This is a genomic window from Chitinophaga sp. (genome assembly GCF_039596455.1).
In the GTDB taxonomy this organism is placed as follows: Bacteria; Bacteroidota; Bacteroidia; order Chitinophagales; family Chitinophagaceae; genus Chitinophaga.
Genome location: NZ_JBCNJR010000008.1, coordinates 35,775 through 48,653 on the forward strand (window position 1 = coordinate 35,775; position 12,879 = coordinate 48,653).

The 12,879-nt window shown below is 56.5% G+C and carries 9 protein-coding genes; 6 read left to right on the forward strand and 3 right to left on the reverse strand.

Features of this window, described 5'->3' with window-relative positions; all coding sequences use genetic code 11:
• The first annotated feature begins 99 nt into the window (after positions 1 to 99).
• From ABDW36_RS21030 to ABDW36_RS21055, 6 genes are read left to right on the forward strand one after another with little or no spacing between them, the layout of a single operon-like run.
• Positions 100 to 2,766, forward strand: coding sequence for a sugar-binding domain-containing protein (locus ABDW36_RS21030; RefSeq protein ID WP_343703895.1), 2,667 nt, complete (start codon positions 100 to 102; stop codon positions 2,764 to 2,766).
• Positions 2,767 to 2,771: 5 nt separating this feature from the next.
• On the forward strand, positions 2,772 to 3,485 hold the full coding sequence (locus ABDW36_RS21035; protein WP_343703896.1) for an SGNH/GDSL hydrolase family protein: 714 nt from the start codon (positions 2,772 to 2,774) through the stop codon (positions 3,483 to 3,485).
• Complete coding sequence (locus ABDW36_RS21040; RefSeq protein ID WP_343703897.1) at positions 3,482 to 4,747, forward strand: glucuronyl hydrolase; 1,266 nt, start codon at positions 3,482 to 3,484, stop codon at positions 4,745 to 4,747. The genes ABDW36_RS21035 and ABDW36_RS21040 overlap by 4 nt, the downstream gene beginning before the upstream one ends.
• Before the next feature lie 16 nt (positions 4,748 to 4,763).
• On the forward strand, positions 4,764 to 6,758 hold the full coding sequence (locus tag ABDW36_RS21045; RefSeq protein WP_343703898.1) for a polysaccharide lyase family 8 super-sandwich domain-containing protein: 1,995 nt from the start codon (positions 4,764 to 4,766) through the stop codon (positions 6,756 to 6,758).
• Positions 6,755 to 9,622 (forward strand): sugar-binding domain-containing protein, encoded by a 2,868-nt coding sequence (locus ABDW36_RS21050; RefSeq protein WP_343703899.1) that lies wholly within the window; start codon positions 6,755 to 6,757, stop codon positions 9,620 to 9,622. Before ABDW36_RS21045 ends, ABDW36_RS21050 begins: the two co-directional genes overlap by 4 nt.
• Before the next feature lie 11 nt (positions 9,623 to 9,633).
• Positions 9,634 to 10,827, forward strand: coding sequence for a glucuronyl hydrolase (locus tag ABDW36_RS21055; RefSeq protein ID WP_343703900.1), 1,194 nt, complete (start codon positions 9,634 to 9,636; stop codon positions 10,825 to 10,827).
• A gap of 49 nt (positions 10,828 to 10,876) precedes the next feature.
• Here ABDW36_RS21055 and ABDW36_RS21060 read toward each other — a convergent pair whose 3' ends face one another.
• The 3 genes from ABDW36_RS21060 to ABDW36_RS21070 are packed head-to-tail and all read right to left on the reverse strand — an operon-like array spanning position 10,877 to position 12,876.
• The gene (locus tag ABDW36_RS21060) at positions 10,877 to 11,287 is read right to left on the reverse strand and encodes a hypothetical protein (protein ID WP_343703901.1); all 411 of its coding nucleotides are present in this window, start codon (positions 11,285 to 11,287) and stop codon (positions 10,877 to 10,879) included.
• A 4-nt stretch (positions 11,288 to 11,291) separates the two neighbouring features.
• The gene (locus ABDW36_RS21065; RefSeq protein WP_343703902.1) at positions 11,292 to 12,437 is read right to left on the reverse strand and encodes a C1 family peptidase; all 1,146 of its coding nucleotides are present in this window, start codon (positions 12,435 to 12,437) and stop codon (positions 11,292 to 11,294) included.
• Between the two features lie 4 nt (positions 12,438 to 12,441).
• Positions 12,442 to 12,876, reverse strand: a complete 435-nt coding sequence (locus tag ABDW36_RS21070; protein ID WP_343703903.1) for a hypothetical protein — start codon at positions 12,874 to 12,876, stop codon at positions 12,442 to 12,444.
• Positions 12,877 to 12,879 lie beyond the last annotated feature (3 nt).

Here is a 12,879-nt window from a genome sequence, read left to right on the forward strand (position 1 = left end):
TTAAAATCCTTTTTTTTCTTTTTATCGGGAATCATCTGTTTTAATATTCAGCTTTTTGCACAGGGCCGGCCGGGGCAGCACCAATACGAGGTGCTACCCATGGCCGGCATCTGGGCTTTTAAACCCGATCCTTTCGAGACAGGAGTGAATGCCAACGGCGTGCAGCTGCAACCCCAACTGGCAGAGACCATTACGCTGCCCGGCTCTACAGACGTGGGCGGCAAAGGCATCAAAACGCAGGGCATGACATCCCTGCGCCTTACGCGCGCTTTTGAGTACAAAGGCATTGCCTGGTACGAAAAAGAAATATTTGTGCCTGCGCAGTGGAAGGGCAAGGAAATAGACCTCTTCCTGGAGCGCGCCCACTGGGAAACCACCGTGTGGGTGAACGGCAAACCCGCCGGGCGCCGGGAAAGCCTTTCCGTACCGCATGTATACAGCATCTCTTCCCTCATTGAGCCGGGTAAACGGAACAAGGTGCGGATCAGGGTGAACAATGACAAGATCTATGATATAGAATACGCCCATGCCATCAGTGCGGAAACACAAACCAACTGGAACGGCATCATCGGCAAAATAGAGCTGCGCGCATTTGACAAGGTGCATGTGGCTGACGTGCAGGTATACCCGGATGCGGCCGCTAAAACCGCCCGGGTGAAGGTAACGCTGCGCAACCCCGGCAAGCTGGCCGTGAACGGGCAGCTGCAGTTTGCCGTAGTGCCGCCGCAAAGCGGGGGAGACGCCGCCTCCCACAGCATGGCCGTAACGGGTAAAGATTCCGTAATGGTGCTCACGGCCAACGTGCCGCTGGGCAATAACATACAGTGGTGGGACGAGTTTACGCCCAACCTATACCGCATGCAGGTACAGCTCACCGCTACCGGCGCTGGTACAGAATACCAGAGTGCCGCCACCGTGCCCTTTGGCGTGAGAACGCTGGCCACAAAAGGCACGCAGTTCGTTTTCAACGGCCGCCCTGCTTTCATACGCGGTACGGTAAACTCTTCAGAGTTTCCGCTCACCGGTTACCCGCCGGCAGACGTGGAAGAATGGATGCGCATCTTTAAAGTATGTAAAGACTATGGCCTCAACGCCATGCGCTTCCATAGCTGGTGCCCGCCGGAAGCCGCTTTCATTGCGGCAGACAGCCTGGGCTTTTACCTGCAGGCAGAAAATCCTGACTGGCGTTTCACTGTGGGTAAAGACTCCGCCACCAACCGTTTCCTGAAAGAGGAAGGGGAGCGCATACTGGATGCTTACGGCAATCACCCTTCTTTCATCATGTTCTGCGAAGGCAACGAAATGGTAGGCCCGAAAGTAAAAGAGTTCCTGAGCGAACAGGTGAAACACTGGAAGGAGTACGATCCCCGCCACCTGTACACCGGCAGCGCCGCTTACCCCATAGTGCCGGAAAGCCAGTACAACGTGTTGTACGGCGCCCGCCCGCACCGCTGGAAGGAAGGGCTGAAAAGCCGCTTCAACGTGCGCCCGCTGGATACGCGGTATGACTATGCAGACTACGTGTCCAAACACCCCGTGCCCATGATCACGCATGAAATAGGGCAGTGGTGCGTGTATCCCGACTTTGACGAAATACCCGCCTACACCGGCGTGCTGAAACCATACAACTACGAGCTGTTCCGTGAAATGCTGCGGGAAAGCGGCATGCTGGCGCAGGCCAGGGATTTCACCATGGCTTCCGGCAAGTTTCATGTGATCATGAAAAAGGAAGAAGTGGAATCTTACCTGCGCACGCCCGGCTTTGGCGGCTACCACATGCTGCAGCTGAATGACTTCCCCGGCCAGGGCACGGCGCCCGTGGGCGTGGTAGACATTTTCTGGCGTCCCAAGCCCTACACCAACGGCGCAGAGTTCAGCAAGTTCCAGGCGGCCAGAACGCCGTTGCTCAGAACCAATACCTTCACGTATACCAATAACCAGTTGTTTGCAGCTACCGCCCAGTTCGCTAACTTCGGGGCCGCACCCATGGAGAACGCGGTAGTACACTGGGCGCTTCAGTACCCTGACGGGAAAGTGTATGCCGAAGGAGACCTGCCCGCAGCCAACATACCGGTAGGTTCTCCGTTTACACTGGGTGAGCTGTCTGTACCCCTGAACAAAGTGGAGGAAGCTGTACAGCTTCGTTTAACCATGAGCGTGAAAGGCACGGAGTACAGCAACCAGTGGAGCATCTGGGTGTACCCGCAGCAACTGCCCGCATTGCCCGGTAAAGATGTAATGATCGCCTACAACTGGGACAATAAAGTAAAAAACTATTTGGAGAAAGGAGGGAAGGTGCTGCTGCTGGCAGATACGGCCAAAGTGCGATCAGACGCAGACCCGGTATTCTCCGGCATATCCTGGAACACCGTATGGTCTGGCATGCCGCCCAACCTGCTGGGCATTCTCTGCGATCCCTCACACCCGGCGCTGAAACACTTCCCTACAGAGTTTCACTCCAACTGGCAGTGGTGGGATGTGGTGCGCAATTCCAAACCAATGGTGCTGGACAGCCTGCCGTATGGCTTTACGCCGCTGGTGCAGATGGTGCCAGACTGGAACCGCCCGCGTAAAATAGGCCTGGTGTTTGAGGCCCGTGTAGGCAAAGGCAGCCTGCTGGTGACTGCTTCAGACCTGCGGAACGATATGGAGAAACGCCCGGTAGCCCGGCAAATGCTGTACAGCCTGAAGGCGTACGCCAATAGCAAAGATTTTGCACCGGTGCAGCAGGTAGATGCGGCACTGATAGATAAACTTTTTAAATGATGAGGATGAACAGATTTATGCTGACGGCGCTGTTGTGCACAGGCACCCTGTTTAGCGCCAGCGCACAGGTGGCGGATACGGCTACGTACCTGGCCGGCGTAAAGGCCGAGCTGGTGAAGAAATGGCCGAAGAACCGCACCATCAACCTGGTATTTCACGGCCACTCCGTGCCCAGCGGCTATTTCAGAACGCCAGATGTGAGAACGATGGACGCGTACCCTATGCAGGTACTGACCGCGGTGAAGGAGCGCTTCCCCTATGCGGTAGTGAACGCCATCACCACCTCCATTGGCGGTGAAAACTCCGAACAGGGCGAAAAACGTTTCAAAAAAGACGTGCTGGTGCATCAACCGGATGTGCTGTTCATAGACTATGCGCTGAACGACAGGGCTATTGGCCTGGAAAGGTCACGCAAGGCCATGGAGAAGATGATCAAAATGGCGTTGAAGAAACACATCCCTGTAATACTGCTCACCCCTTCGCCAGACCTGCAGGTAGACCTCCTGGAAGACGGCAACGTACTGGAGCAGCATACCAATCAGCTGAAAGCCCTGGCCGCGCAGTACAAGATAGGGCTGGCAGACAGCTACGCCGCCTTCAGGGCCGTAGCCGCGCAAGGGCAGGCATTAAAAGAGCTGATGGCGCAAAGCAACCATCCTGACAGGAAGGGGCACACGCTGATCGCTCAACAGGTTTTAACTTACTTCGGACAGTTATGATAAGCAGATTGAAAATGATGGCGGTGCTGTTTTGTATGGCAGTTACCGCGCAGAACGGAATCGCACAGAAAAAAGTAAGTCGCCGGGCAGATGCGGCCGTGTTGCAAATGGCAGACCAGGCGCTGCGCGAATCAGTGCAGCAGTATAAATTGCTGATGAAACAGCTGCCGCCGAAAAAATTGCCGCGTACGTACGAGAAAGGGCAATTGCTCACCGTAACGCCATATGCCTGGATCAGCGGGTTCTACCCCGGTTCCGTGCTCTATCTCTATGAGTACTCGAAAGATACCGCGCTGCTGCGGGAAGGTGTAGAAAGACTGCGGCAGCAGGAAAAGCTGCAGACCGTCACCGCCAACCATGACCTCGGCTTTATGATGTACTGCAGCGTGGGCAACGGCTACCGCCTGTTCAATAAACCGCATGATAAAGACGTGCTGGTACAATCCGCCAAATCACTGGCCAGCCGCTTCTACCCGAAAGTGGGCTGCATCAAGAGCTGGGACGGCGTTAAATCTCTTGACGGGAAAAGGATGCTGGACTTCCCGGTGATCATAGACAATATGATGAACCTGGAGCTGCTGTTCTTTGCCTCCCGCGTAACGGGAGACCCCAGCTACCGGAACATTGCCGTAACGCATACGGAAACCACTCTAAAGAACCATTTCAGGCCTGATTACAGCAGCTACCACGTAGTGAACTACGATGGGGAAACCGGCGCCGTAAAAAGCCAGGAAACCCACCAGGGTTTTTCTGATAACTCCACCTGGTCACGCGGGCAGGCATGGGCCATTTACGGTTTCACCATGGTATACCGCGAAACGGGTAACAAAAAATACCTGAAGGCCGCGTGCAAGATGGCGGATTTTTTCCTGCACCATCCCAACCTGCCGGCAGACAAGGTGCCTTACTGGGATTTTAACGTGGGTCAGCCGGGTTACAACCCCGTATGGAACTTTGACCCGAAGCGCTACCCTGAAGTGCCGAGAGATGCTTCCGCGGCCGCGGTGGTATCTTCCGCGCTCATAGAACTGTCTGGCTACGTAAAAGGCAAGGCAGGCAAAGAATACCTGGCCGCGGCAGAAGCCATGCTGCGCTCCTTAAGCTCCCCGCAATACCGCGCGGCGGCAGGGGAGAACGGCGGGTTCATCCTGAAACATGCTTCCGGCGGCGTGCCGGGCAATATTGAAGTAGACGTGCCGCTTTCTTACGCGGACTATTATTACCTGGAAGCGCTGATGCGGTACCGGGCTTTGGGGGAATAACGAAGTGATCATGAAGATGAATAAAAGACTTTTAGCAGCCATCATTTTTCAATGCATATTTTTCAGCACAGCCCATGCGCAGCTGGACACTATTGTGAACCGCTATGAGGCCTACCTGCTGCGCACTAATGTACCGCAGCCCGCCGTTGCGCAAGACTGGGCCGCCACGCTGAACGCTAAAGGGCAATGGGCAGACATACCGTATGACGACAAGCAGCTTTCCGGCTGGAAAGTAACCCTCCACCTGGCGCGCGTGCGGGATATGGCGCTGGCATGGGCGCACCCTGCTTCGTCCGTGCGCAACAACCCGCAGCTGCTGGAAAAGGCCGGTCAGGCCTTAGACCACTGGCTGGCCTGCCGCTACCAGAGCGCCAACTGGTGGCATAACGAAATTGGCGTGCCACGGTACATGCGGGATATTATTGTTTTGCTCCGCCGCCAGCTGGACACGGCGCGGCTCCGGCAGTGCCTCGAAGTGATGGCGCAGCTGCGCGTGCGTGAGAACTATGTGGGCAGCAACCTCATCTGGTGCGCAGACCTTGGGTTGAATTACGGCGCCCTTACCGGCAATGAAAAAATGGTGGAGCGCTGCATCCGCCTCATCCTGAAAGAGATCCAGATCAGCGACGGGGAAGGCGTGAAGCCAGATTACAGTTTTCACCAGCACGGCGCACGGCTGCAGATGTACCAGTACGGTGAAGCTTTTCTGACGGAGAGCGTGCGCATAGCCTGGCAGCTGCGCGGCACGCCGCAGGCCTTCCCGCAGGAGAAAATAGACATCCTCAGCAATTTTGCGCTCAAAGGCTGGCAGTGGATGGGCCGCGGCATTCATACCGTACCCGGCACCATGGACCGTTCTTCTTCCCGCGTAGGGGAAATGCACGGCGCGGAGCTTCGCCCTACCATTCCCTTCCTGGCGGAGCTGCAACCGCGTGAAGCTGCTGCGCTGGCCCGCATGGAAGAGATGCAGAACGGCAGGGGCGCGCTGAATGGCCATCGTCATTATCCTTATTCAGACTTTACCGTTTACCACCGCCCCGGCTTCAGCGTGTTCCTGAAAACCATTTCCACACGCACGCTGGCTACAGAATCTATCAACAACGAAAACCTGAAAGGCCGCCTGCTCAACAGCGGGGATGCGTACCTGGTACGCAACGGCCAGGAATATTATAACATGATGCCCGTGTGGGACTATACCGCCCTGCCCGGCATCACCACCTTTAAAGGCGCAGACCACATCAAACGCCTGCCGTTCACCGGCGGCGTGAGTGACAGCACCAGCGGCCTTACCGCCATGGACTATAACATGCAGGACGAAACGGGCAGGCAGGCGCTCAGGGCCCGCAAGTACTGGGCCTTTCATGGTAACGTGGTGGTTTGCCTCATAGCCGGTTTGCAGGCGCAGCAGGTAACCGGCGATGTTTACACCGCCCTTGACCAATGCCGCGTACAGGGCCCGGTTACCGTCAATAAACCGGGGCAGCAGCTGCAGCCCGGCGTGCACCCGGTGGAGCAGGTGAAATGGGTGCATCATGCCGGGTTTGCTTACATTCCGCTAGAGCCTGCGCCCTTCAATGTAAAGCTCGAAGAAGTGACCGGCGCCTGGTCTGCCGTAAACGCCTCCGAATCTGGTGCGCCGGTTACTGAAAAAGTGTTCAGCCCGGTGATGCTGCACCGCGGGCAATCTGCCGCCGGCTATGCGCTGGCCTTCTGCGAAACGCCCGCGCAGGCCGCAAAGCTAGCCAAACGTCCGCAGTGGAAAGTGTTAAGGAACGATACTACCTGCCAGGCCGTACAGTTCAAAGATGGTACGCTGATGGCCGTATTCTATGCAGCCGGGGAAGCGGGTGGCATTGCTGTAGACCAGCCCTGCCTGCTGATGCGGAAAAAGAACTGCATTCACCTCAGTGACCCTGCGCACCAGGGAATTACGGTGAACGTTACCATGCGTCATACCACCCAGGCAGTGACCCTTCCCAAAGACGGGTCTGCCGTAAAACTGGCTGAATGATGAGGAACAGGATATGGATATGGACGATGCTCTGCTGCCTGCCCGCTTTGCAAACGCAGGCGCAGGAGCGGGAGCAGATCGTTTTGAAAGGAACGTGGCAGTTCAGGATAGATAGTACCGGCAAAGGCCTGCAGGAAAACTGGCAGCGCGCCGCGTTTGCCGAAACCGTGCAACTGCCCGGCACCATGGAGGAGAACAGGAAGGGGAGGCCGGTGCAGAAAGCATCACCCCAATACCTGAACCAGACCTGGCAATACGCCGGCGCGGCATGGTACCGGAAAGAAATTGAAGTGCCCGCATCATGGAGCGGCCGGCAGGCGCAGCTGTTCCTGGAGCGCACCAAAGCCACCCGCGTGTGGGTAGACGGGCGCCCGGCAGGGGAGAGCACGCTGCTGTCCGCCCCGCAGGTATACCGCCTGGGCCACCTGCTCACGCCTGGTAAACATACCCTCACCATTATGGTGAACAATGACCCGAAGCTGTTGCCCGTAGGCGGCTCCCACATTCTCAGCGAGCATACGCAAACCAACTGGAACGGCATCATCGGCAACATGTACCTGGAGGCGTTACCCCCGCTGGAGATAACGCAGGTGCGCATTACACCGGATGTGAAGAACCGCCGGGCGCTGGTGAAGCTGCGTGTGCTCAACCACCTTCCGGCTCTGCAGACCGCTACGCTCGAGTTGCAGGCCGCTCTGTGGAACAGCCCGCGCAAACACAACGCCCCGCCGTTGCAGCGGGCCCTGCAAGTGAAAGGCAGGGATACGGTGATAACACTTTCATATCCCCTGGGCCCGCAGGCCGCCCTGTGGAGCGAATATAACCCCGCGCTGTACCGGCTGAACATTGCCTTGCGGAACGGGAAAAAGATATTGGACCGGTCTGTTACAGACTTTGGCCTGCGCGAGTTCAGAACCGCCGGTACGCACTTTGCCGTGAACGGCGTTGTTACCTTTCTGCGGGGCAAGAACGATGGCTGCATCTTTCCGCTCACCGGTTACCCCCCAACAGATACTGCCGCCTGGCGCCGGTTGTACCGTATAGCCAAAAGCTACGGCATCAACCATTACCGTTTTCATTCCTACACCCCGCCGCAGGCCGCATTTGCGGCGGCCGATGCGGAAGGTATCTACATTCAGGCGGAGCTGCCCAACTGGTCTGATCTCAAGATAGCAGATACCTTCCGCGCCGGTTTTCAGCTGCGGGAAGGCCTGGCCATACTGGATGCTTACGGCAACCACGCCTCTTTTGTGATGTGCAGCCTGGGCAACGAGCTGAGCGGGGACGATGAGGTGCATAACAAGCTGGTGCGCGCCCTCAAAGCGCATGACCCGCGGCGCCTTTACGCGCACGGCACCAACGCTTTCTACGCAGACCCCCGGCCGGGCCCGGCAGATGATTTCTGGGTAACCATGCGCACCGGCAAAGAATCTCCGCAGCGGGAAACGGACGTGCGCGGCTCTTTTGCTACTACAGAAGATGTGGAGAACGGCCTGCTCAATGCCTGCCCGCCAAATACCCGCCGCAACTTTTCCGCCGCGCTGAAAGGCTTTGGCCTGCCCGTGGTGGGCCATGAAACCGGGCAATACCAGGTATACCCCAACTACCAGGAAATACCGCAATACACCGGCGTGCTGAAAGCCGCCAACCTGGGCATTTTCAGGGACAGGCTGCAAAAAGCGGGCATGGGCGGCCAGGCGGAAGACTTTTTCAAAGCCTCCGGTAAACTGACCGCGCTGCTGTACCGCGAAGAAATTGAAATGGTGTTCAGAACACCGGGCATGGCAGGCTTCCAGCTGCTGGACCTGCAGGATTTTCCCGGCCAGGGCACGGCGCTGGTAGGTTTGCTGAACGCATTTATGGAAAGCAAGGGGCTGATAGATACGGCCACGTTCCGCAGCTTCAACAGTGATGTAGTGCTGCAGCTGCTCATGGACAAGTACACCTGGGCCAGCAATGAAACCTATGCCGCGGACGTGCAGTTAGTGAATTATAGTCCGGCCGCTTTGCGCAATAAAACCATCCGCTGGACGGCCACCGATGGCAGCAGGGTAGTAGCGCAGGGCAGTCTGCCCGTACCGCTGGCACGCAATGGCGGCATTCAGCCCGCAGGCCGCATCCGCATTCCGCTGCAGCAGGTCAGGGCGGCAGCTAAACTGACCATCAGGCTGGAGGCTGCCGGTGTGCGTGCGGTGGAATACCCGGTGTGGGTGTACCCGCAGCAGGCAGCCGTGTATCCGGGCAAAGGTGTAGCGCTTGCCGCCCGCCCCGGTGCCGCGCAAAGCAACGTGCCGCAGCCAAACGCAGACATCACCATAGCCACCGCCCTCACGCCGGAGGTTACAGAGGTATTGAACGCCGGCGGCAAGGTGCTGCTTTTCCCTGACCATCAGGCAGTAAAAAACAAAACCGTAGGCCCGCAGTTCATTGCCGAGTTCTGGAACTGGCTGGTGTTCAAAGGCGGGGCGGAGCGCATGAAAAGACCCGTATCTGCCGGTACGCTGGGCATTCTTACAGACCCGGAGCATCCGCTGTTCCGGCATTTCCCTACGGAGTTCCATACCAACTGGCAGTGGTGGCATATTCTCAAAAATGCCCGCCCGCTGGTGCTTGATAAAACAGATACCGCTTACCGGCCTATTGTGCAGGTGATAGACAATATTGACCGCAACCACAAGCTGGGGCTGATCTTCGAATGCCGCGCGGGCAAAGGCAGCCTGCTGGTATGCATGGCCAACCTGCCCGCCATACAGCAGCAGCCGGAAGCCCGGCAGCTTTATTACAGCATGCTGGAGTACATGCGCAGCAACCGCTTTCAGCCGCAAACCAGCCTCAGCATGGCGCAACTGCAGGAAATCTTATAAAACAGACACAGATGTTACACATTCGCCACATACTCTTTTTGTTATTGATCTGCCTGGCCGCCATGCCTTCAACGGCGCAGCGGCTGAAAACGAATAAAAAGCTGCTGAGAACGGTAGCGCAAAGCCAGCAGGCATCCGCGGCGCAGTACAAGCTGCTCATGCAGCAATTGCCGTTAGACCGCTTTCCCGTAACCTATTATGAAAAGACGCGCAAGCTGGTGACCAGCGGCTCAGAACCCTGGGTGGGCGGCTTTTACCCCGGCGCGCTGCTGTACCTGTACGAAGGCACCAAAGACACGGCGCTCTTCAACGAAGCCATGCGCAAACTGGGCCCCATGGAAAAAGAACAGTTCAACAAAACCACGCACGATCTGGGTTTTATGATGTACTGCTCCTTCGGCAACGCCAAACGCATTGCGCCCCGCCCGGAATATGACCAGGTACTGATCAACAGCGCCAGATCACTCTGCACCCGTTTCTCCGAAAAGGTAGGCTGCATCCGCTCCTGGGATTCAGATGCCGCGCGCTTTATGGTGATCATAGACAACATGGTGAACCTGGAGCTGCTGTTTGCCGCCACCCGCCTCACCGGTGACTCAACGTATTACAAGGTGGCCGTTACCCACGCCAACACCACCATGCAGCATCACTTCCGGCCGGATTACAGCTCTCACCACCTGGTGATCTACAACCCCGCCACCGGCGCGGTGTCTAAAAAACAGACCGTGCAGGGCGCGTCTGACAGCTCCGCCTGGGCGCGGGGGCAAGCCTGGGGCCTGTATGGTTATACCGTGATGTACCGGGAAACAAAAGACAAAAAGTATCTCGATCAGGCCAATCATATTGCGCAGTTCATACTCCGGCATCCCAACCTGCCGGCAGACAAAATACCTTACTGGGACTTCAACGCACCCGGCATTCCCAACGCGCCAAGAGACGTTTCAGCCGGCGCGGTGATCTGCTCCGCGCTTTTCGAACTCGCGAAATATGTAGATGGCCGCACCGCCCGCACGTATTTCAAGGCAGCGGAGAGCATGCTGCAAGCCATGTGCTCACCTGCTTACCTGGCGGCTGCCGGTACCAATGGCGGTTTTCTGCTGATGCACGGGGTAGGCAACTACCCCCGTAATGCGGATATTGACGTGCCGTTGATCTATGCGGATTATTATTTTACAGAAGCTATGCGGCGGTACCAGCAGTGGTAAAATTGGGTTTACGTGGCTGGCTTGCGCCTGGCGGCACAGCGAGCCTTTTTCACTGCCGGCTCATAACAGGCCTTAGCTCCCTGCCCATCTGGCTAAAGCGTTCATAAGTGGCCTGGCTGTTTTCTTTTTTATTAAGCTTGATGCGCAGCCTCCCCGGCTTCAGCAGGATGTAAAAAATAGCGCCGTTTTTCAGGGTGGTGGTGGCATCCAGCTCAACATCCCGGAAGGAGAGGTTGGTGTATGGGCCCAGTTGCTCCTGCAGGTAGGCGCGCACCTTGTCAGTTTGCGCCCTGTTGTACTGTGCTTTTATTTCATACGTATTGTCCGAGTCCATTACGTGGTAGGAGAAATTACCGTCGTTAAAAAGATGGCCGCCCCAGCCGGTTTGCCTGCCGTAGATGTAAAGGGCGCCAAGAATGCAGAGCGCACCGAAAATGAATAATAGAAGATTTCTGTTCATACCGTTATAAATTTAGCCGTGCGCGGGTGGAGTCTGCCAGCCCGTCCTTATGCAGCATTACAGAAATGGATTTCAGCCTAATGTAAGGGATGCTCATGTAATAGTACCCGTCTTTCCCGCTGCGTACGCCCCATGAGTTTTTGACCTTGTAGTATATTTTCCCTGTCTGGTCTTGCACCTTTCCGGTGATGTGCATGTTGTGATCATCTGTGGTGTTGAAGTTCTCGAACTCCTGCTGCCGGTATGCCTGGGTCACATTTTTTTCCGGGGCCGGCTCCGTGAGTATCATTTCTTCATCTTCCTGCCGGTTTGCTACCACTGCCAGGCCGTCCGCAAAGCCATTTTCGGTGCCGTCCGTATCAAGCGCCAGGCTGTAGCCATTGGCCAGGGCATGGTCTATATTGGCCATATATTCATCCAGCGGGAGGTTATAAAAACTTTCGTTGAGGTGGTTGGCGGGGATGTTCAATATAAAGCGTTTATAAAAAGGCTCATGGGTAAAGGAGGTGATGGTCACATAATCTGATAACCGGAGGCCTGTGGCCGCCATAAAACTTTGCGGGGTATAGGTTTTGCCTTTCCAGGTGAACGTTTTTACGCCGGGCCCCAGGTATTTGTCAAGAATGGCGGGTACTTCCTCTTTCCAGGCGGTGGCGGGGCGCAGTTTTTTCTGCGCGTAGCCGTCTACCCGTTCTTTTAGTTCCTCAAAGAGGCGGTAGTGGTTGTGCACGGAATCTTTGCCCACCAGCCCGGTATATACGCTTTGCGGCACCATGCCAAATTCTGCGGCGCTGATCACGGGGTCATGGTTGAGGCCGCCTTCCGAAAACCGGGCCGCGCCCTGGCGCATGATGTAGTTGCGGGCTTTGTAAATGTATGCGCAGCGTACAAAGTACATTTCGGAGAGGTCTGTTTCCTGGCCGGTGATGCGGAGTATCTCTGTTTCGAGAAACGAGGTGGTGGAAAAGCACCAGCAGGTGCCGGAGCTTTGCTGATCTGCCACAGGGGTGGTAGGGATGTCTGACACCGGCCTGAACCGGTATTGGCTGGGCTTGCGCTCCTTTGCTTTTACGGGCTGGTGATGGCAGCCGGTAAAGGCATGCAGGCATAGCAGGGCGGCAGCCAGGAAAGGGAGAGAAGCCGTATTCATAGCGTTAAGTATCTGACCGTTTAATGAATTGAGCGTACAGCAGAAAGGCGGCCGCCACGCTGAAGGTCATGATCACCAGCGAGTGCATGCCCAGGGGCTGGAAGAACGTAATGAGCATCAGCCCGAACCCCACTCCTGACAGCACGGCAAACCACTTCAGCGCGGTATTGCGGGCGGCGGTATTGCCGGCGCGGAAGAAGCTGGACATCTCGCTGCCGGAAAACCCCCTGTCTACCATCCTGCTTTTTAACTGATGGTCCAGTACCAGTTTTACGATGGTGATAATGAATGTGCCCACCAGGTACATGCACAGCACGATGGCGAAGATGCGGAAGGAAAGCTCCAGCACGCTGCCCATGGGGATGGGCCGGGTGAGGTCTTGCGCCTGCACTGCTGTGGCAGTTGTGAGGATGGCCGTTGTAATGGTTATCTTTTTCATGAT

Bases quoted from the DNA above. Each gene is read 5' to 3' on its own strand.
- ABDW36_RS21030 (WP_343703895.1), top strand. From the start codon at position 100: ATGGCCGGCATCTGGGCTTTTAAACCCGATCCTTTCGAGACAGGAGTG.
- ABDW36_RS21035 (WP_343703896.1), top strand. From the start codon at position 2,772: ATGAACAGATTTATGCTGACGGCGCTGTTGTGCACAGGCACCCTGTTT.
- ABDW36_RS21040 (WP_343703897.1), top strand. From the start codon at position 3,482: ATGATAAGCAGATTGAAAATGATGGCGGTGCTGTTTTGTATGGCAGTT.
- ABDW36_RS21045 (WP_343703898.1), top strand. From the start codon at position 4,764: ATGAATAAAAGACTTTTAGCAGCCATCATTTTTCAATGCATATTTTTC.
- ABDW36_RS21050 (WP_343703899.1), top strand. From the start codon at position 6,755: ATGATGAGGAACAGGATATGGATATGGACGATGCTCTGCTGCCTGCCC.
- ABDW36_RS21055 (WP_343703900.1), top strand. From the start codon at position 9,634: ATGTTACACATTCGCCACATACTCTTTTTGTTATTGATCTGCCTGGCC.
- ABDW36_RS21060 (WP_343703901.1), bottom strand. From the start codon at position 11,287: ATGAACAGAAATCTTCTATTATTCATTTTCGGTGCGCTCTGCATTCTT.
- ABDW36_RS21065 (WP_343703902.1), bottom strand. From the start codon at position 12,437: ATGAATACGGCTTCTCTCCCTTTCCTGGCTGCCGCCCTGCTATGCCTG.
- ABDW36_RS21070 (WP_343703903.1), bottom strand. From the start codon at position 12,876: ATGAAAAAGATAACCATTACAACGGCCATCCTCACAACTGCCACAGCA.